Origin of the sequence: Hypericibacter terrae, from assembly GCF_008728855.1 — a bacterium.
GTDB lineage: Bacteria > Pseudomonadota > Alphaproteobacteria > Dongiales > Dongiaceae > Hypericibacter > Hypericibacter terrae.
On record NZ_CP042906.1, the window covers coordinates 1,135,050 to 1,154,993 of the forward strand.

Annotated in this window: 18 protein-coding genes; 4 read left to right on the top strand and 14 right to left on the bottom strand. The window is 66.4% G+C overall.

Annotated features, from left to right (window positions below; translation table 11 throughout):
• Positions 1 to 7: 7 nt before the first annotated feature.
• From FRZ44_RS05305 to FRZ44_RS05370, 14 genes are all read right to left on the bottom strand, one after another.
• Positions 8 to 1,105 carry an ABC transporter ATP-binding protein gene (locus FRZ44_RS05305; protein ID WP_151176196.1) on the bottom strand — a complete coding sequence of 366 codons (1,098 nt, stop codon included), beginning with the start codon at positions 1,103 to 1,105 and terminating at the stop codon, positions 8 to 10.
• Between the two features lie 254 nt (positions 1,106 to 1,359).
• The gene (locus FRZ44_RS05310) at positions 1,360 to 2,505 is read right to left on the bottom strand and encodes an FAD-dependent monooxygenase (protein ID WP_151176197.1); all 1,146 of its coding nucleotides are present in this window, start codon (positions 2,503 to 2,505) and stop codon (positions 1,360 to 1,362) included.
• A gap of 271 nt (positions 2,506 to 2,776) precedes the next feature.
• Complete coding sequence (locus tag FRZ44_RS05315) at positions 2,777 to 3,532, bottom strand: SDR family NAD(P)-dependent oxidoreductase (protein ID WP_151176198.1); 756 nt, start codon at positions 3,530 to 3,532, stop codon at positions 2,777 to 2,779.
• Positions 3,533 to 3,540: 8 nt separating this feature from the next.
• Entirely contained in the window at positions 3,541 to 4,254 is a 714-nt protein-coding gene (locus tag FRZ44_RS05320; protein ID WP_151176199.1) for an ABC transporter ATP-binding protein, read from the bottom strand.
• On the bottom strand, positions 4,232 to 5,011 hold the full coding sequence (locus FRZ44_RS05325) for an ABC transporter ATP-binding protein (RefSeq protein WP_151180170.1): 780 nt from the start codon (positions 5,009 to 5,011) through the stop codon (positions 4,232 to 4,234). The genes FRZ44_RS05320 and FRZ44_RS05325 overlap by 23 nt, the downstream gene beginning before the upstream one ends.
• A 4-nt stretch (positions 5,012 to 5,015) precedes the next feature.
• Positions 5,016 to 6,014 (bottom strand): branched-chain amino acid ABC transporter permease, encoded by a 999-nt coding sequence (locus FRZ44_RS05330; RefSeq protein WP_191908430.1) that lies wholly within the window; start codon positions 6,012 to 6,014, stop codon positions 5,016 to 5,018.
• Between the two features lie 64 nt (positions 6,015 to 6,078).
• Entirely contained in the window at positions 6,079 to 6,966 is an 888-nt protein-coding gene (locus tag FRZ44_RS05335; RefSeq protein WP_151176201.1) for a branched-chain amino acid ABC transporter permease, read from the bottom strand.
• A gap of 81 nt (positions 6,967 to 7,047) precedes the next feature.
• Positions 7,048 to 8,226, bottom strand: coding sequence for an ABC transporter substrate-binding protein (locus FRZ44_RS05340; RefSeq protein ID WP_151176202.1), 1,179 nt, complete (start codon positions 8,224 to 8,226; stop codon positions 7,048 to 7,050).
• 180 nt (positions 8,227 to 8,406) lie between these two features.
• Positions 8,407 to 10,770 (bottom strand): xanthine dehydrogenase family protein molybdopterin-binding subunit, encoded by a 2,364-nt coding sequence (locus FRZ44_RS05345; protein WP_151176203.1) that lies wholly within the window; start codon positions 10,768 to 10,770, stop codon positions 8,407 to 8,409.
• Between the two features lie 3 nt (positions 10,771 to 10,773).
• Positions 10,774 to 11,268, bottom strand: a complete 495-nt coding sequence (locus tag FRZ44_RS05350) for a (2Fe-2S)-binding protein (protein ID WP_151176204.1) — start codon at positions 11,266 to 11,268, stop codon at positions 10,774 to 10,776.
• Positions 11,265 to 12,146: an FAD binding domain-containing protein gene (locus tag FRZ44_RS05355; protein ID WP_151176205.1), complete on the bottom strand. Its 882-nt coding sequence runs from the start codon at positions 12,144 to 12,146 to the stop codon at positions 11,265 to 11,267. Before FRZ44_RS05355 ends, FRZ44_RS05350 begins: the two co-directional genes overlap by 4 nt.
• A complete protein-coding gene (locus FRZ44_RS05360) occupies positions 12,143 to 12,811 on the bottom strand; it encodes an SRPBCC family protein (protein WP_151176206.1) in 669 nt (222 codons plus the stop codon). Before FRZ44_RS05360 ends, FRZ44_RS05355 begins: the two co-directional genes overlap by 4 nt.
• Before the next feature lie 126 nt (positions 12,812 to 12,937).
• Positions 12,938 to 13,753, bottom strand: coding sequence for an alpha/beta fold hydrolase (locus tag FRZ44_RS05365; RefSeq protein ID WP_151176207.1), 816 nt, complete (start codon positions 13,751 to 13,753; stop codon positions 12,938 to 12,940).
• Positions 13,754 to 13,799: 46 nt separating this feature from the next.
• Positions 13,800 to 14,843 (bottom strand): M29 family metallopeptidase, encoded by a 1,044-nt coding sequence (locus tag FRZ44_RS05370; RefSeq protein WP_151176208.1) that lies wholly within the window; start codon positions 14,841 to 14,843, stop codon positions 13,800 to 13,802.
• A gap of 200 nt (positions 14,844 to 15,043) precedes the next feature.
• Here FRZ44_RS05370 and FRZ44_RS05375 point away from each other — a divergent pair, with 200 nt between their 5' ends.
• The 4 genes from FRZ44_RS05375 to FRZ44_RS05390 all read left to right on the top strand — a co-directional run bounded on the left by FRZ44_RS05375 (position 15,044) and on the right by FRZ44_RS05390 (position 19,842).
• Entirely contained in the window at positions 15,044 to 16,393 is a 1,350-nt protein-coding gene (locus FRZ44_RS05375; protein ID WP_151176209.1) for an amidase, read from the top strand.
• Between the two features lie 270 nt (positions 16,394 to 16,663).
• The gene (locus FRZ44_RS05380; RefSeq protein ID WP_191908431.1) at positions 16,664 to 17,350 is read left to right on the top strand and encodes a TetR/AcrR family transcriptional regulator; all 687 of its coding nucleotides are present in this window, start codon (positions 16,664 to 16,666) and stop codon (positions 17,348 to 17,350) included.
• Positions 17,351 to 17,629: 279 nt separating this feature from the next.
• The gene (locus FRZ44_RS05385) at positions 17,630 to 18,625 is read left to right on the top strand and encodes a LysR family transcriptional regulator (protein ID WP_151176211.1); all 996 of its coding nucleotides are present in this window, start codon (positions 17,630 to 17,632) and stop codon (positions 18,623 to 18,625) included.
• A 263-nt stretch (positions 18,626 to 18,888) separates the two neighbouring features.
• A complete protein-coding gene (locus FRZ44_RS05390; RefSeq protein ID WP_151176212.1) occupies positions 18,889 to 19,842 on the top strand; it encodes a glycosyltransferase family 2 protein in 954 nt (317 codons plus the stop codon).
• Positions 19,843 to 19,944: the final 102 nt, after the last annotated feature.

A 19,944-nucleotide genomic window follows, 5' to 3' on the forward strand; every position in this document is an offset into this window, starting at 1 on the left:
GCGTCGACTATGCCGGGAATCGTGCGAAGGCCTCGCCGCTCTCATGGAAGAGATAGGCCTTGGCCGCGCTGACGCCGATCGGGATCTGATCGCCCGCGGAGACAACGATGTCGCCCGGTGCATGGACCGTGATGTCGGCCCCTTCGAGGGCACTCAGATAGAGATAGGTGTCGCCGCCGAGCCGCTCGACCATGCGCACCTTGCCGGCGAGGGTGGAATCGCCCGGAGCGTTGGGCTTCAGATCCTCCGGGCGCAGCCCCAGCGTTACCGCGGCGCCCTTGGCCGCGCGCGCGTCCGGCTTGCAGCGGACGAGGGTCTTCTGCCCGCCGCCCAGCGCCACCTCGACGCCCGTCTCGGACAGGCCGGCGATCTGGCCCGGAAGGAAATTCATCGAGGGCGAGCCGATGAAGCCGGCGACGAAGAGATTGCGGGGATGGTGATAGAGATCGAGCGGGCGGCCGACCTGCTCGACATGGCCCTTGTTCAGCACCACGATCTTGTCGGCCATGGTCATGGCCTCGACCTGGTCGTGGGTGACATAGATCATGGTGGCCTTGAGCGCCTGGTGCAGCCGGATCAGCTCGACCCGCATCTGCACCCTGAGCTTGGCATCGAGGTTCGACAGCGGCTCGTCGAACAGGAAGACCTTGGGCTGGCGCACGATCGCGCGGCCGATCGCCACGCGCTGCCGCTGGCCGCCCGAGAGCGCCCGGGGCTTGCGCTCCAGCAGCTCGGTGATCTGCAGGATCTCCGCCGCCTCCTGGACCCGGCGGCGGATTTGCGCCTTATCGACCCTCGAGATGCGCAGGCCGAAGGCCATGTCCTCGAACACGCTCATATGCGGGTAGAGCGCGTAGTTCTGGAACACCATGGCGAGGCCGCGCTCGGCCGGCGGCAGATGGTCGACGCGCTCGCCGCCGATATGGATGGTGCCGGCGCTGACCTCTTCCAGCCCCGCGATCAGCCGCAGCAGGGTGGTCTTGCCGCAGCCCGACGGCCCGACGAAGACGGTGAACTCCTGCTTCTCGATCTCGAGATCGACGCCATGGATGATCTCCGTCTCGCCGAAGGCTTTGACGAGGGATTGGATCTGCACATAGGCCATGGCGGTCGGCGGAGCTTTCCAAAATACCGGAACCGGGTGCGTTATTCTGAACCGCGACCCTAGATGCCGGCAAAATGGACGTCAATAAACGAGGCTCGGCCCCGACGTCAGTCTCGGAGAGTACCAGCGGGGCAACTTGGGTTCGCTCCCGGGAAACGGTGGGTTGCGAGAGAGGGAGACGAAGGTGACGACGACCGTATGCTGCTGCATTGAGACGGGCAAAGCCAAGATGGCTTGGCTTCGACGACAGCGCGTCAGCGCTTGTCCGGATAGATCAGCGGCTCTTCGTTGACGTCATAGCCGAAGACCCAGTCAGGATCGGCGCTGTCCTTGAGCCAGACGTTCTTGCGCGATTCCTCCTGAATGCTGGCCGTACGCGACTTGCGATTGAGCTCGTAGAGCTGGAAGGCGAACTCGAAATCGGTCGGCGAGGCCTTGATGCAGCGGGTCAGCATCGCGGCGTCCTCGATCGCCATCGCGGCACCCTGGCCCATGAAAGGCAGCATCGGGTGGCAGGCGTCGCCCAGCAGCACGATGCGGCCGCGACTCCAGAGCGGGAAGGGCTCGTGGTCATACATGGCCCATTTGGTCGCCTGCGGGCAGAGGCTGGCGATCCGCTGCACCTCGGGATGAAAGCCCGCGAAGGCGGCGCGCATGCCGTCGAGATCGCCCGGAACGGAGGAGGTCGGATGCGGCCATTCGGCCTGCGGGGAGGCGGTGACGAGGAACATCTCGTCATGTGCGCGGGTGATGTAATAGACGAGGAAGATCCGGTCCTCGCCCCACCATTTCACGCAATCGGCCATCTTGAAGTCGCGGCCCAGCAGCGCCGCCGGAAAGACCGAGCGATAAGCGACCTGACCGGAGAATTGCGGCTCATCCGGTCCCAGCAGCACTTCGCGCATGCGCGAGCGCACGCCGTCGGCGCCGATGACGATGTCGGCCTCTGCCTTGCTGCCGTCCTCGAAGGCCAGCTTCGCCGCCGATCCGATGGGATCGATCTCGACGACGCGCTTGCCCAGCGAGATCGATTCCGGCCTGATGGCGTCGAACAGCCGGGCATGGAAATCGCCGCGATGCACCATCATGTAGTTCACACCATAGCGCCGCGCCGCGCGTTCGCCGATCTCGAAATCGAGCAGCACGCGGCCGTCGTCCCATTTCCGGCTGACCCAGCGGTCGGGCGACACGCCGGTTTCGATGACGCGCGTCGCGATGCCGATGCGCTGCAGCACCTTCATCAGGTTGGGACCCAGATGGATGCCGGCGCCCAGCCGCGTGAAGGTCTGGGCCTGCTCATAGACATGGACGCTGTAACCCTCGGCCTGCAGCAGTGCCGCCGCCGCGAGCCCACCCAGTCCGCCACCCACGATCGCAATTCTCGGCGCGCTCTTTGCCATTCCTATTCTCTCCCGTCAGGCCGGGGGGCCGGGACCCGTTACGGAATGCGCCTGTCATCCGCCGCGGTGCCGGAGTTCCCGCCTCGATCACGAATTCAAGACGCGGCAATCACATTGCACGAGCGGCATGCTACTTCACGGGCTCGCGCGCAAAGTATGGCGTCTGCTTATCTTTGCTTCAGGGCCGGGTGGCGTTTTTGCCGACGCGGATGGCCATGACGAATGCGCGCGGGCGAATGCGAACGCGCCGCACCGCCGAGAGTTGCGATGCTCAGAGATGGGAGCCGCCGTCGACGACGATCCTGATTCCGGTCGCGGCCTTGAGGTGCGTCACGCAGGCGAGGACGGCCCGGGCGACATCATCGGGCTCGATCACGCGCTGCAGCGGCGAGGCCCGGGCCTGACGCTGCAGAGCCTCGCGATCGCGTCCGGGCACGAAATCCGTTTCGACGCTTCCGGGCGAGACGCCGACGACGCGGATCGCGGGCGCCAGGGCTCGGGCCAGCGATCGGGTCAGCGTATCGAGCCCCGCCTTGGCGGCGGCATAGGCGATATTGCTGCCGCGGCCGGTGAAGGCCGAGGTCGAGGAGATATTCACGACGACGGCATCGCCCGTCGCCTGCAGCAGCGGCTTGAGCGCGCGGATCGTCGCCAGGGGCCCGCGCAGGTTGACGGCGAAGACCCTGTCGATCGTGGCGTCGTCCAGCGCGTCGAGATCATCATGAGGGATGGCGCGCGTCATGCCGGCCGCATTGACCAGGATATCGAGACGCCCATAGGCATCCGCGATCTCGTCCGCGAGGCGACGGATGCTGGCGCTGTCGTCGATCGCCACGAGCATCGCGCGATGGCCGGTGCCGGGCAGTTCGCTCAGCAGCGCGGTCGCGGCCGTCCTTCCCTGATGATAGCCGATGACGATCCTGGCGCCGGCCCGCGCCAGCTGGCGGGCCGTCGCGGCGCCGATGCCGCCGCTGCCGCCGACCACCAGCGCCACCCGGCCTGTAAGATCGTCGCAAGGCTGCGCCATGACTCCGCTCAGGCGCCCAGATAGGCGCGGCGGATGCCTTCGTCACGCGACAGCGTGTCGGGCACGCCCGAGGCGACCACCTTGCCGCGCTCCAGGATATAGGCGTAGCTCGCGATACGCAGCGCCATGGTGGCGTTCTGTTCGACCAGCAGGATGCCGAGCCCGTCCTTCTTGAGGGCGACGAGATACTCGAATATCCGCTGCACCACCAGCGGCGCCAGCCCCATCGACGGCTCGTCGAGCAGCAGAATCTTGGGGTTGCTCATGAGGGCGCGGGCGATCGCCAGCATTTCCTGCTCGCCGCCGGAGAGCAGCCCGCCCGGCGATTTGAGCTTCTGCTTCAGCACCGGGAACAGCGTCACCATCTTGTCCTGGAGCTCGGCCACCAGCCTGCGGCTGCGGATGGTGTAGGCCCCCATGGCCAGATTCTCCTGCACCGTCAGGCCCGGCAGGATGCGGCGCCCTTCTGGCACCTGGGCCAGGCCGGCCTGGACGATCTCGGCGGGGCTGCCGCGGTCGATGCGCCTTCCGTCGAGCTCGATCTTCCCGGACCAGAGCCGCAGCACGCCCGAAACCGCTGCGAGCGTCGTGGTCTTGCCGGCGCCGTTCGGGCCCATCAGGGCCACAATGCTGCCGCTCTCGACCGACAGCGACACCTTGTCGATGGCGGGCTGGGGGGCGTGGTAGCCGGACGAGATCTTAGTGAGCGTCAATACTGACATGATCGGGTCCGAGATAAGCCTCGATGACGGCAGGGTTCTTCTGCACCTTGTCGGGTGTGTCGGCGGCGATGGTCTGGCCGAAATTGAGGACCGTGATGCGGTCGCAGAGGCCCATCACGAATTTCAGATGATGCTCGACCACCACGACGGTCGAGCCGCGGGCGCGGAACTCGCGGACGATGGCGGCAAGCTGCGCGACCTCGTTGGGGTTGAGGCCGGCCGCCGGCTCGTCCAGCAGGAGCAGGCTCGGCGTCGCCACCATGGCCCGGGCCAGGTCGAGCATACGTTGGCCGCCGAAGGACAGCGTGCCGGCCGGCACGGCCGTGGAGCCCTCGAGCCCGGCCCATTTCAGCGCCGCGAGGGCGCGTTGCTGGTTCTCGAGCTCCGCGGCCTGGCCCAGGAAGGGGATGCAGGAGCGGAAGAAGGACTGGGAATCGCGCAGATGCAGCCCCACCAGCACATTCTCCATCACGCTCAACTCGGAGAAGACGGCGATGCCCTGGAAGGTGCGCCCGAGTCCCATGGCGGCGCGGCGATGGACCGGCAGTCTCTCGATGCGGGCATCGGCGAAGGCGATGCTGCCGGCCCGCGCGCGGGCGAAGCCGCAGACGACATTGAGCATCGTGGTCTTGCCCGATCCGTTCGGGCCGATCAGCCCGTGGATCTCGCCCTTCTCGACCCGCAGCGAAGCGCCGTTCAGTGCCTTGAAGCTGCCATAGGTGACGGACAGGTCCTGAACCTCGAGGAGCAAGGTCATGCCCTCACAACCGGGCTCCGCCGGCGGGCCGGCGGGTCAGGGTGCGGACGCGCTTGATGCGCTCCACGATTGATTCGGCCACGCCCGCCATGCCGCGCGGGGCCACGACCATCACCACCATGATCAGGATCCCGTAGAACAGCAGCCAGGAGGAGGCGGCCTGCTGGAAGGCCTCGGCGATCGCGGTCAGGATCACCAGGCTGACGCAGGCCGCGATGTTCGATCCGAGGCCGCCCACCACGACGGTCAAGGTCAGCAGCAGGGTCAGGCTCAGGCTGAAATCCTCCGGTCCCAGGAAGCCGATGAGATGGGCGAACAGGCTGCCCGAGGCGCCAAAATAGACGCCGGCGAAGACCATCGCCCAGACCCTGTAGCGGTTCACGTTGATCCCGCTCATGCGCGCGGCCGGCGTATGCAGCCGGGCCGCGATCATGGCGCGCCCCGGCTTCGAGTCCCTCAGCCGCTCGGCGAAATAGAGCGCTGCCACGAAGACCGGCGCCGTCAGCCAGTAATAGCTGCGGTCGTTGGCGAGCCGCCATGGGCCGATCTCGACCTTCGGCACATTAAATAGGCCCGAGGCGCCGCCGGTCAGCCAGTTCTCGTTGACGATGACCAGGAAGATCGCGACATGGATGCCGAGCGTGATGACGAGGAGATAGTTGGTCTCGACGCGATTGCCGAGCAGCCCGACAAAACCGCTGACGATGCCGCAGAAGACGCAAGCCGCCAGGAAGGCGACCGGGAAGGGCATGCCCAGTTTCAGCATCAGCAGGGCCGAGGTGTAGGCGCCCAAGGCCATGAGGGCGGCATGCGCGATCGACACCAGGCCGGCGAATCCGAGCACCACATTGACGCCCAGCGCCGCCACCGCCTGGATCAGCATGGTGTTGACGATGCGGATCAGATACTGGCTCGAGAAGACGGGCTCGATCAGCAGCAAGGCCGCGAGCAGGGCGGGATAACGGGCGAGCGAGAAGGTGGAGGCGTAGAGACGCTGAATCACCGGGGGAATCCGTTGCCGAATGAGGGCCGCCGGGCGGCCGAGACAAGGCAGGCGCGGCGCGCGGTCATACCAGGCGGCCCTGCACGGTTTCTTCGCCGAAGAGGCCGCGGGCGCGTACCAGCAGCACCACGACGAACACGACATAGGTCGCGACCGGGCTGTAGCGCGGATCGATGACCAGCACCGACACTGCCTGGACGATGCCGAGGATGAAGCCGCCGATGAGCGCGCCCGGCATGCTACCCAGCCCGCCGAGGAGGGCGGCGATATAGCCGGGAACGCCGAGCTGCAGGCCCATGGTCGGCTGCAGATAGGTGATGGGCGCGATCAGGATTCCGGCGAAGGCGCCGACCACGCCGCTGAGGAAGAAGGCGCCGCTGAACATCCGCCCGACCCTGATGCCGAGGAGATTGGCGACGCGGCTGTCTTGGGCGCAGGCGCGCATGGCCGTCCCATATTTGGTCTTGGCCAGGAAGACGAACAGCACGCCGGTCAACAGGATCGCGATCGAGAAGATCCAGATCTTGTCGGGGACCACGCGCAGTCCCAACACCTTGATGGCCTGGTCGCCGAAGGGGTTCGGCATGACGCGGACGAAGGGTCCCCATATCTGCTGGATGCCGCTCTGGATCGCGAAGCTGAGGCCGATCGTGGTGATGAAGGTATAGAGCTCGCCCAGGCGATAGAGCGGGCGGATCGCGACGAATTCGATGGCGGCGGCGAAAGTCCCGACCGCGAGGCAGCCGATCACGAGCGCCAGCCAATAATGACCGGGGAGGGCGGCCAGCACGCTCAAGGCCACATAGGCGCCGAGCGCGCCGAAATCGCCCTGCGCGAAATTGAAGACGCGGGTGGTGCGATAGACGATGCCGAAACTGATGGCGACGAGCGCGTAGAGGCCGCCCGCCGCCAGGCCGCTGAGTATCGTCTGAACCAGAATGGTCGAATTCATATCATCCTCTCGAGACCGGTGGCGGCCATGGCCGCCACCGGTCGTCGACGAGCATAGCTCCGACGTCGCAGAGAGGTGAAATCACTCGGCCTTGATCGATTCGCGCTTGACCGTCACCACCTTGCCATCCTGCACCGTCTGCAGGATGGCGAAGCTGTCTGCGGGCTCGCCATTGACGGTCCAGGCGGCGGTGCCGGCCGGCGTCTTCAGATGAAGCTTCTTCAGCTCGTCGCGCAGCGCCTCGCCCTTCACGTCCGGCCCCTGGCGGGTCCAGATGTCGGCGAGTGCATACATGGCGATCGCGGCGCTCACCTGCACCACGCTGGGCGTCTTCCCGTAGGCCGCCTGATAGGCCTTGGTGAACTCGGCCGTCGCCGGATCGTCCGTCGAGTAGGCTGCCGAGTAAACGACACCGTTGGCGCTGGCGCCGCCGATGTCGAGGAACTCGGGCTCGGCCGCGGCCGTGCCGCAGAAGATCGGGATTTCGAGCCCGAGCTGCTGCGCCTGCTTCACGAACAGGCCCTGCAGGTTCTCGTAGCTCAGCACCACAACGGCATCGGCACCGGAGGACTGGATCTTGCCGATCTGCCCCGAGAAGTCGGTCACCGAGAAGTCGTAGGAGAGGGTCACGACCGGATCGGCCATGCCGAACTCCTTGAGCGCGGCGAGGAAGGCATCCTTCTCGCCGACGCCGAAGCCCGTCGTGTCATAGGCGAGGGCGATCTTGCTCTTGCCCTGCGCCTTGATATAGGCGGCGAGCGCGCGGATCAGCGGGCCGTCGCCGGGGGTGGCGCGGAAGAAATAATCGTCGCCCTGGGCGCTCAGGGTCGGCAGATAGGCCGGGGTGAAATGTGGGATCTTCGCTTCCTTCAGGATCGGCTGGACGGCGGCCATGTCTCCGCTGCAGCTCGGGCCGACCACGGCGACGGCGCGGTCGATGATCCGGTTGGCGGCCTCGACCGCGTTACTCGGCGTGCATTGATCGTCGAGCTGGACGAACTCGATCTTCCTGCCGCCGAACGTGTCGCCCTTTTCCTTGAGGACGAGGTTGAGCGCGTTCATCGTGTTCTGGCCATAGGCGGCGATGGCGCCGGTGAAGGGCTGGATCACGCCGATCACGATCGTGTCGGCGGCTTGAGCCGGCCCGGCCAGCGGCAGTGCGGCAGTGAGCGCGAGTGCGGCGACCGCACCGGCGCCGGCGAGATGCTTCAGACCACCCAGCATGTTGATCCCCCGTGTTTTTCTCTTTTGAACGTTCACGCGTTTTCTCCTGTGTCCGCGGGCACAGCCGAACGGACCTTCTTGGTTTGATCGCCATTCAGGATGTCTCGGCCCTGCGCGATATACGGTTCGAAAATGCGGATTTGGACTTCACGCCGCCATGAACCGACAGGATCAAAGTCTGCCCGGGTGGTCAGCGTCGGCCCTTGTCCTAAGCCCTTACTCGGCGCAGGCGCGCCGCAGCGCGCCCTTGTAATTCGGGCTTTGCCTGAGGCTCTTGATGATGGTCTCCGGCGTCAGGGGCGCCATGTTCAGCCGGGCCTCGAAGGGCACCAGCGCATGTTCGATCGCCGACACGATCGCGGCCGCGGCGGGAATGGTCCCGCCTTCGCCCGCCCCCTTGGCGCCCAGCGGGTTGACCGGCGAGGGCGTCTCCAGATGCGCGATCCGGACCTTCGGCACCACGGTCGAGCTCGGCAGCAGATACTCGCCGAAATTGGTGGTGAGCGGCTGGCCGTTCGGGTCGAACGCCATCCACTCCAGCAGCGCATTGCCGATTCCGTGGGCGACGCCGCCCTGGATCTGGCCATCGACGATCAGCGGGTTGATGACGGTGCCGCAATCGTGCGCGACCACGTAATCCAGCAGCGTCACGCCGCCGGTGGCGATGTCCACCTCGACCTCGACCACATGGGTGCCGTTGCACCAGGTGGCCTGGGCAGGCGTGAAGTAGCTCGTATGTTCCAGCCCCGGCGTGTCGCCGCGATGCAGGGAGACGCCGGGCGAGCCCTGCGCCCGGCGGGCGAGCTCGCCCAGGCTCATGCCCTGGCGGTTGCCGCGCGTGACCTCGACGCGACCCTTGTCCAGCACCAGATCCTGCTCCGGCGTCTCGAGCAGGCGCGAGGCGAGGGCGAGGATCTTGGCCTTGACGGTCTGGGCGGCGCCCAGCGCCGAGGGGCCGGCATTGGCGGCGATGCGGCTGGCGAAGGTTCCGACGCCCATGGCGATGGCGTTGGTGTCGCCCAGCGTGACGATCACGTCCTCGATCTCGACGTTGAGGGTCTCGGCGCAGATCTGGGCCAGCATGGTCTTGTGGCCCTGCCCGGTCGGCGTCGCCCCCGAGCGCAGATTGATCTTGCCGTTGTCGAGCACCTTGATGCTGACGCCTTCATAGGGGCCGACGCCGCAGCCCTCGACATAATTGGCGATGCCGATGCCGATATGCCGGCCTTGGGCCCGCGCCTCGGCCTGCCGTTGCGCGAAATTGCCGTAGTTCGCCAGCTCCAGCGCCATCGACTGGGTGGTCGGATAATCGCCGCTGTCATAGACGACCGCGCGGCCGTCGCGATAGGTGAGGCCCGTCGGATAAGGCATCTGGGCGGGCTGCACAAAATTGCGCCGCCGCAGTTCCGCCCGGTCGATGTCGAGCTCGCGCGCCACGCGATCGAGCAGCCGCTCCATCGCGAACACCGCCTGGGGTCGGCCGGACCCGCGGATGGCGCTGGCGGGCGGCAGATTCGTATAGGCGACTGTGACATCGAGATCGTAGGCGGGCAGCAAATAGGGGCCGGGCATGGTGACCGCGGCGATATAGGGCAGGCTGAACTCCCAGGGCAGATAGGCGCCGCCGTCATGCAGCATCGAGCCGCGCACACCGAGGATGCGGCCTTCGCCGTTCACCGCGATCTCGACGTCCCAATATTGGTCGCGTTCCTGGACGGCGGTCAGAAAATGCTCGCGCCGGTCCTCGATCCATTTGACCGGTCGCCCGAGCCTGATCGCGACCACGGCGACCACCAGCTCCTCCGGATAGAACACCGCCTTCGGCCCGAAACCGCCGCCCACATCCGGGGCGATGACCCGGACCGATTCCGAATCCATCGCCAGGAGGTCGCAAAGGACATGCTTCGCGATATGCGGGATCTGGGTCGAGGTCCAGAGGGTCAGGCCGCCGCGCAGCGTGTCATGTTCCGCGATCGCGCCGCGGCATTCGATCGAATGGCCGCAGCCGCGATGCTGCCACATGTCCTGCCGGAACACATGCGGTGCCGACGCGAAGGCCGCCGCGGCGTCGCCGATGATCGCCTTGAAGTTCGTGGCCTTGTTGGAGCTGTTGCCGTTATGGGTCCGCGGCGCGCCGGCTTGGACCGCGTCGCGGCAATTGGCGACGGCCGGCAGCTCGTCATAGTCGACCGCGATCAGCGCGGCCGCGTCCTCGGCCAGATAGCGGCTGTCGGCGATGACGATGGCGACCGGCTCGCCGACGTAGCAGACCTCTTCCGGCGCCAGCGCGTAGGGGGTCATCACGCTGGTCTGCTGCGGGCTCGAGCCCATCACCGGCAGGCGCGTGCTGCGCAGCATCTCCGGCAGGTCCTTGGCGGTGAGCACGGCATGGACGCCGGGCATCTCCAGGGCCGGGGCGGCGTCGATCGAACGGATCACGCCGTGGGCGAGGGGTGAGCGCAGGAAGGCCGCATGAAGCATGCCGGGCAGCGCGATATCGTCGAGATAGCGGCCCTTTCCGGATAGGAGCGCCGGATCCTCGGTCCGCTGCACGCGGGCGCCGATCGCTTTCATGCCCATGGGTCAGCGGCCTTTCACATCGGGCGCGAGCCGCGCCAGGACGTCGAGGGCCGCCGCCACGATGCCGGCATAGCCGGTGCAGCGGCAGAGATTGCCCGACAGCGTGTCGCGGACCTCGGCCTCGGTCGCCGTGGGGTTGTCGCGCAGCAATTCGGTCAAGGTCATCAACATTCCGGGCGTACAGAATCCGCATTGCAGCCCGTGATGCTCGCGGAAGGCCGCTTGCAGGGGCGAGAGCGATCCGTCGGGATGGGCCAGACCTTCGACCGTCGTCACGGCATGGCCGCTCGCCTGAACCGCGAACATCAGGCAGGCGCGCACGCTTTGCCCGTCGAGAAGCACCGTGCAGGCGCCGCAGGCACCATGCTCGCAGCCGACATGGGTGCCGGTCAGGCCCAGCTCCTGGCGCAGGAAATCCGCCAGGGTGGTGCGGGGATCGACCGGCTTCTCGTAAGCCCGGTCATTGACGGTCAGGGCGACGGTCGAGGGCGCGGTCATGCGGAGCCTTTCATCCGGGCCTGGGCCCGCCGCGCCGCGGTGGCGAGACCACGCGCGGTCAGAACCTGCGCCAGATGCCGCCGATAATCGGCACTGGCATGGATGTCTTCGTTGGCCTCGCCCTCGGCGGCGAGGGCGGCGGCGCTGTCGATCAAGGCGGGCTCGAGGCGATGGCCCAGCAGCGCCTGCTCGACCGCAGTCAGCCGCGTCTGCACCGGCCCGACGCCGGCAAGCGCGATCGCGGCCCGCGTGACGGTGTCCTTGCCGTCGAGCGCGATCATGACCGCGGCGGCGGCCACGGCGAAGTCTCCCAGGCGTCGGGCAAACTCGACGAAGGCATAGCCATGCGGCCCCTGCCAGCGCGGCAGGGTGATGCCGCTCATGATCTCGTCGGGCTCGAGCGCCGTGGTCATGAACCCCAGGGCGAACTCGGCCATCGGGACCGCGCGGGCGCCGCGCGGACCCTGGATATGGATCACGCCGTCGAGCGCCATCACCACGGTCGGCAGCTCGGCCGACGGATCGGCATGGGCGAGGCTGCCGCCGATGGTGCCGCGGTTGCGGGTCTGGCGATGGCCGATATGCTGCATCGCCTCGCCGATGATCGGGCAGGCCTGGCGCAGCTCGGCGGAGAACTCCATGCGGCGCTGCCGGGTCATGGCGCCGATCTCGATCGAATCCGCTTTGACCTCGAGACGGTCGAGCTCGGTCACCGGATTGAGGTCGATCAGGTGATCGGGCATCGCGAGGCGGAAATTCATCATCGGCACCAGCGACTGTCCGCCGGCCAGGATCTTGGCATTCTCGCTCAGCGCCAGGAGATCGACGGCGGCCGCGAGCGAGGTGGGGGCGTGATAGGCGAAGGGCGCGGGTTTCACCGCCGGTCCTCCGGGGCCCGGCCCCGCAGCGAGGCGATCCAGCGCCGGAATCGCCGCTTCAGCGCGCCGATCAGCAGCTCCGTGGCGGAGATCGGCTTGGCCGGCGCGGGCTGTCTCGGCGGAGGCAGCGCCGCCGCTGCAGCGACCGTCGCGGCCGGTGATGCGCTCGGGGTCGGTGCCGGCGCAGCGGCTGGCACCGCGCGGGCGGCATCGGCCTGAATCTGGAGCTTCAGCGCTTCGGCGAACTTGTCGACCAGTTGCTGAGCGATGTCGCTGATCATGCCGGAGGCACGGCCATACTGCGCGACCGCACCGTTAAGATTGAGGTCGGTGTCGATCTTGACGCGGGTTCCGCTGCCGGGCGCCGGAGTCAGCGCGAAATCGACCTTGGCCTGCGCGCCGCCGCGTCCCTTGGTCTCGTTGCCGCTCGCTTTGACATTGGCGCGCCGGGCGACGGGGTCCTTGCTCTCGAACCGCGCGATGCCCTGGAACGTGACCGCCATCGGCCCGAGCTTCACCGAGACCTTGCCGCGATAGGCGTCGCCGTCGATGGTCTCGAGCAGCTCGGCGCCGGGCAGGCAGGGGGCGACGCGCTGGATATCCAGGAGCAGGTCCCAGGTCTGCTCGACCGGCAGCGGCACGTCGAAACTGTTCTCGATCTTCATGTCGCGAGATTACCCGGATCGGGATGGATTTGGCCAACCGCAGAGGACCCTGAACGGCAAGTCACCCATCGCAGCAACCGAAGGCGACATCAACGCCGGTATTGTAACAGGACGCTCGGCGGCGCATCAGCCGAGCGCCAGTTTCGCCAGGGCCATAAATTTCTGCGGCTGCTCGAACGAGCAGGGATGGCCGCAATCCGCCAGCCGGAAGAGATCCGCCTGCGGCAGAAGGTGCGCCAGCTCGATGCCGCCCTCCTCGAAGGGCACGCAGGCATCGTCGGCGCCATGGATCATCGTCACGTCGCATTTGAGCTTGCGCAGCGCCGGCGGCGAAATCCGCGACGCATCCACGTAACGCTGCTTGTTGCCGACGAACATGGCGTTGAAATATTTGTCGTATCCGTCCTTGCGCAGCAGCGCCATGCGACCCTTCACGAACTCGTCCGTGAGCGGGATCCGGACCCGGATGACGTTCTTGTAGTAGTGCCGGAAGGCCTTCTCGTCCTTGGGCACGACCCAGCTGCGCGCAATCGGCAGGGTGATCTTCTTCTGGGCGCCCAGCGATCCCTGCAGGATGAGCTTGTTGACCCGGGACACTTCGAGCGCGGTGCGCAGCGCCACGGCGCCGCCCAGAGAATGGCCGATGATGCCGACCGGTCCCTTCGGCGACAGGAGATCGAGCGCCGCGATCGCCTGGCGGACCCACATATCCATGTCGAAATAGGGCTTGGCTGGCTTCCGGCCGGATTTGCCATAGCCGATCATGTCCATGGCGAGGATGCGATAGGACTTCGACAGCGGCTCCATCACATGCGCCCAATTCGTGGCCGAGGCCGTGCCGGGACCCGAGCCGTGGATCATGAGGACGGGATAGCCCTTGCCGCCCTCATAACAATGCATGGTCGTGCCTTCGAACTCGACGTCACGTTCCTTGATCGGCATTTCGCGGTTTCTCCGGGGAGCTGGCAGGCGGGAATTCGAGCGAGGGTCAGGTGAAGACCGGCTGAAGCTTCTTCATCGCCTCGCGCAGATGCGGCGGCCCAACCACCACGCCGTCCTTCACGATCGGCTGGCCATCGATCCAGATCGACTGCATGGTGAAGACGATGTCAGGATGATTCTCGCCGCCGCCCGGTTCCCAGGGGGGCAGGCCGAGCCCGACGGCGTTGGAGCCCATCACCCTCTGATCCTCCATGAAGGATTTCCCGGTCAGCCGCGCCGCGGGATGGATGCCGCAGGTGAAATGCACGACATAGCCGTAATCGCCATTGCCGGCGCGCGCGATCGAGCGCCGCATGACCTTGTGCTCGGAGCCGCCGCCGATGACGTCCTGCACCTTGCCCTTGATCTTTAAGGTCACGGGCTCGGCGGACTCCGTATAGTATTCGTGGAAGAAATGACGGACGACGATGGTGCCCTCGACCGATTTCAGCTCCGGCAGCAAGAGGACCGTGCCGGGCATGAAATAGCCGCCGGGCTTGGTCGCCTTGGCGAGACCGAGCCCGTCCGGCTTGGCCAGCGCGAAGGTGACATCGGTGCCTTCCCGGGTCGTGATCCGGCATTCCTTGCCGGTATGTTCCTGGACATAGGCGCCGAACACGTCGCCGACCTCGAGCAGCGTGTCGAGATCGACCTTGCCCATCAGCCGGATCAGCTCTTCCGTGCCGACATCGGCACCGAGGAAATAGCGGGTGCGGTTGTTGTGCATCGCATGGTCGTAGGCCTTCGAACCGGCGAGATAGGGGAAGCAGAGATCGATGCAGACGTCGCACTCATTAATCGCAGCGCGGACATGGCTGGGCATGTATTCGTCCGCCAGTGCACCCTGGAAGGGCAGTTGCGGCGCCAGGATCAGGCTCGCGACCTTGGCGCCCTGGCGGTAGCCGGAATCCTGCAGCGCCTCGACGGCGGCCCGGTCGGTGCCGGTGTCGGCCGCGATCAAGAGGCTCTCACCGCGCTTCACGCACATCAGGTCGCGCACCAGCACATCGGCCGCGCGCGACAATTTCGGGCCATATTCGCCGTGAGCCATGATTCCGATCTCCCGAGTTGCGGGTGGCCTTCGCGACGCCGGCGGCGGACATCGCGCCGATCGCATCGCGCGGAAATGATAGATAGGCGCTTCCCGCTTCGGTTCAAAGTTTCGCAAAGTCCAATTCGGGGGTCCGCGAACCCAAAGCGCCGCCGGCCTCGGCAGAGTTGTTCCCGACCTCGAGCTGCCACAGGAACCTCATGTCGAACTACAATCCGCGCGAAACCCGCCTGCTGTCCTTTCACGACGCCGTGGATCGGTTCCGCGACGGCAGCGACAGTCCGCGCGCCTATCTCGAGCGTTGCCTCGAACGGATCGAGGCGCGCGAGCCGGAGATCCGGGCCTTCGTCACGATGAACGTCACGGGCGCGCGCGAGGCGGCCGACGCATCGGCCGCGCGCTATCGCGTCGGCAAGCCCTTGTCGGCGGTCGACGGCATGCCCGTCGGCATCAAGGATCTCTACGAGACGATCGACATGCCGACCCAGATGGGCAGCCCGATCTTCGCTGGCTGGCAGGGCAAGCGCGATGCGGCCTCGGTCTATGCGCTGCGGCAGAGCGGGGCGGTGATCCTGGGCAAGACCGTCACCACCGAGTTCGGCTTCTACAGTCCCGGGCCCACGCGCAACCCGTTCGACCCCAAGCGCACGCCGGGCGGCTCGTCCAGCGGCTCGGCCGCCGCGGTCGGCGCCGGCTTCGTGCCGGTCGCGATCGGCAGCCAGGTGGTCGGCTCCTTGATCCGGCCCGCGAGCTATTGCGGCAATTACGGCTTCAAGCCGTCCCTGGGCGCGCTCAACCGGCAGGGCGGCCATTCCGGCCTGAGTCAAGCCTGCATCGGGGTGCATGCCGGCAATCTCCGCGACCTCTGGACCACCGCGCATCGCATCGCCAGCATCGCCGGCGGCGATCCCGGCCAGCCGGGCCTGTTCGGCGACGCCGTGCTCAGCCCGCCGGTCATGCCGGCGCGGTTGATCCGTCTCGACACTGCCGGCTGGGCGCTCTGCAACCCCGAGGTGCAGGCGAAGCTCGACGAGGCCTTTTCGCGTCTGGTGAAGCAGGGCGTCGAGATCGTCTCGCGCAAGACCGATCCCGCGGTCGAGGCCTTCGAAGTCCTGCTGCGCGAGGCGCGAGAAATGACGCACACGATCTGCGGCTACGAGCTGCGCTGGCCGCTCAAGCCCTATCGCGAGCTCGGGCCTGGATCGCTGAGCGAGGATCTGGGCAACCGGCTCAAATCCTGGGAGCATCTGACCACCGAGGAATATCGGACTGCCCTGGCGCGCCGCGATGAGATCCGCAAGATCAGTGCCGGCCTGCTGTCCCGGGCCTCGGGCTTCGTCACCCTGTCGGCCTCGGGAGCGGCACCCCTCGGTATCCAGAACACCGGTGATCCGGCTTTCGCGGTGCCGGGATCGCTGCTGGGCGCTCCCTGCCTCTCGTTGCCCCTTCTCGAAGCCGAGCGGTTGCCGCTGGGCCTGCAATTGATCGGTCCGCTCCATGGCGATGCCCGGTTGATGGGTCATGCCGCCTGGATCGCCGATCATCTCTGATATGCGACTCGCAAGCTCGGCCAAGGCGGCAGAGTCCCTGCATTGCGCCTTCGCGGGGGATCGGCTTCAATGCCCCGTCGTCGCGCGCAGGGATGTGCTTGTTTCTTTTTGCGGACAGCGCGAAATGCCCATTGTCCGAGCCACTCGGGGGCAGGCTCGGGCCACCGGTTCCTCGACCGGTAATCCGACCCCGATCCTATTCTTGCCGCCGACCCGAACACGGCCCACAGACAGACCATGACCCTGCAAACGAGATCGAAGCAAACCCACATGGCCGAGCCGGAGCCCTCGCCGGACCGGCCGACAAAACTGGGACGGCGTCCGGGCGACAACGCGACCGGCGACAAGATCCTCGATGCGGCGGAAGAGGAATTCGCCGCACGCGGCTACGAAGGCACGTCTCTACGCGAGATCTCGCAGCGGGCGAAGATCAACCAGGCGTTGATTCGCTATTACTTCGGCTCGAAGCAGGGGCTCTATTGCTCGATCTATCTGCGCCGCGGCCAGGAGCTGGGGCGCGAGCGCATCCGGCTGCTCGATGCGCTCGAAGCGCGCCCTGGGCAGCCGCCGACGATCGAGGAGCTGGTCCGCGCCTTCATCGTACCGGCGATCGAGATCAAGCGGCAGGGCGCGGGCGGTGTGGCCTATATGCGCCTGCATGCGCGACTGCAGGACGAGGCGCCCGATTTCATGTCGGACCTGCGCAAGCGGGTCTACGACGAATCCACCACGCGCTACATCAACGCGCTCAAACGCGCGCTCGGCGACATGCATCCGGATTGCGTCTATTGGCGCATGATCTTCCTGATCGGCGCCTACTTCTACACGCTGGCCGACTCCGATCGGCTCGAGGCCTATTCCGGCGGCAGCTGCAGCACCAAAGATCTGGACGAATGCGTCCGCCAGATCGTGCCCTTCCTGGTGGGTGGTCTCACCGCCCCGATGCCGCGGAAGTAGCCGCCCGCCGCGCCCGCCATTGGGCAAGCCCCGGATTCCCCAGCGTTATCGATCTTCCCACCGAAAACCCTCCAAAAAGCTGGAGTCTCTCTAGAAGGCCTTATTGACCCTCGGAATTAATTATGTAACTGTTTAAACAATTCAAGATCCCGAAGCCAAAAGGCACGAGCAGGCCGGCAATTCGGGGTGGGAGGCGACTGCTCCAGCGAGGCAGGTAATGGCCTTGGATTTGAACCCTTCGAGCGGGCGGCGGGCGGTTCCGAGCGCGGGGCGGCGGCCATGACCCGGCAGCTTCCCGAGCTCACGGCCTTCGATCTGCGGCTGCTGCAGGTGTTCGACGCGGTGGTCGCGGCGGGCAGCTTCACCGCGGCCGAGGTGAAACTCAACAAGAGCAAGTCCGCCATCAGCACCGACATCGCGGCGCTCGAGACGCGGCTGGGGGTGAAGCTCTGCCGGCGCGGGCGGGCGGGCTTCGGCCTGACCGATCATGGCAGGCAGATCCACGAGGCGAGCCTGGAGCTGTTCCGGGGCATGTCGGGCTTCCGCGACAGCGTCGGCCGGATCGTGTCGCGGGTCGCTGGCGAGTTCACCATCGCCATGGATGACGATCTGATCGTCGGCGCCCGGGCGCAGGTGGCCGATGCCATCCGTCTGTTCACGCTGCGCAACCCCGACGTCTTCATCAATCTGCGCTCTTCCTCGCCCGAGCATGTGACGCAGCTCGTGCTCGAGGCCGGCGCCGATATCGGCGTCAATGTGATTCCGCGCCGGCTGCCCGAGCTGACGATGACACCGCTCTTTTCGGAGAAGCTGGCGCTCTATTGCAGCGCCCGTCATCCGATCTTCCCGATCGCCGATGGCGAGATCACGGCCGACATCCTGGCGCAGTATGACTGCATCGACGTGGTGACCCCGCAGGGTGCCGAGATCTGCGAGGCGGTGGAGCGGATGCGGGTCACGGCGCGCGCGACCAGCATGGAATCGCGGCTGATGCTGATCCTCACCGGCCGCTATGTCGGCTTTCTGCCGCGCGATCTCGCCCGCGCCTGGGCCGAGCGCGGCGAGATCCGTGCGATCAACATGCCGGGGCTCAGCTGCGGCAGCACCGGCTATGCGATCTTCCGGCGCGACGCCGCCCCCAATGTCGCCCGCGATCTCTTCCTCGCGGACCTGACGCGCGCCTTCAAACCGGCCCGCCCGCCGGTGCAGGACCCCAAGCGGGTTCTGAATGGGCGCCCGAAGACGGTGTTCCAGGCCGAGGCCGGCGCAGCCTAGCGTCCGGTTTGCCCAGATTATCGGTCGCCGTTCTTCGGCAACCTTGGGCATCTTCGGAGAACTTACAGCCTATCCAATCACTTGGACGATCGTTGGCGGCCGGTGCGAGCGAGGATCGCAAGCCCGATCGCGGCGCGGCGGTAATCCGACCTTAACCGCGGCGGGTCAGATTGCGTCATGCCCAGAATGCTGCCGCTGCACCCGCCAGGAAGCTGCCTCCGGTTCGGGTTTCGCTTTGTAACGCCTGTCCGGCGGACCCGGACATGAGCGCCCGCGATCCGGATCATCGTCGTGACGGCCCGACCGTTGCCGCGCTGGTTGTGACCTACTTTCCCGACATCGACCTTCCGGCACGTCTGGAGCGGTTGTTGGCGCAGGTCGATCGGCTGGTCGTGGTCGATAACGGCTCGGATCCCGTCTGTCTCGCCTGGAAGGGCGGCTTCGCCAGCCGCCGCGGCGTCACGATCCTCGAGAATGGTCGAAATCTGGGTATCGCCGAGGCCCTCAATCGCGGGATGAAGCTTCTGGCCGAGGAGGGCCATGACTGGGTTCTGACGATGGATCAGGACAGCATGATCGAAGAGGGCTCTGTCGCCGCGTTGCTGCGGACACTTTCCATGGATGCCGATCCGGACCGGGTCGCGATGGTCGGTTCGAACCGCCAGGATGAGGGTAGCGACCTCGCCCCCCATCGTTGGCTGCGGCCGAAGAAGCGGCCGCCCTTCTTCGAGCGCGTTCCTTGCGAGCGTATCGAAGCCAACGGTGTCACGCTCGTCATCACCTCCGGTACCTTGACGAGCGTGAAGGCGTTCCAGGCGCTGGGACCGTTCAAGACCGAATTCTTCATCGATCTGGTTGATTTCGAATATTGCCTGCGCGCCCGGCAGGCCGGGTACCGGATTCTCGTCAGCCCGGAGGCGCGGATGTCGCACCGTATCGGCGCGAAACGGCAGAGCGCGATCGCCGCTGTGACCCTGTCGCCGATGCATCACGGTCCCTTGCGGAAATACTACATGTTCCGGAACGGCGTGCATGTGATGCGGGCCTATGGCGCGGCCTTTCCGCACTGGCTCGTTTACCAGCTGTTAGCCATGTCTGAGATTATAATCGGCGTTTTCCTCTTCGAAGATCGGAAGGCTTCCAAACTGCGAGCCTGCCTCGCCGGACTCTGGGACGGTCTCCTGGGGCGCAAGGGTCCCGCGCAACGAGCCTTCTGACGCAGCCGGCGTCGTCTTTTTGCCAATGAGGATGGCTTCTGCGCCCATGAGGGATATCAGGAACTCCATCGAGCGCGCCCTCGCTGCCGGCCCCGATATCGG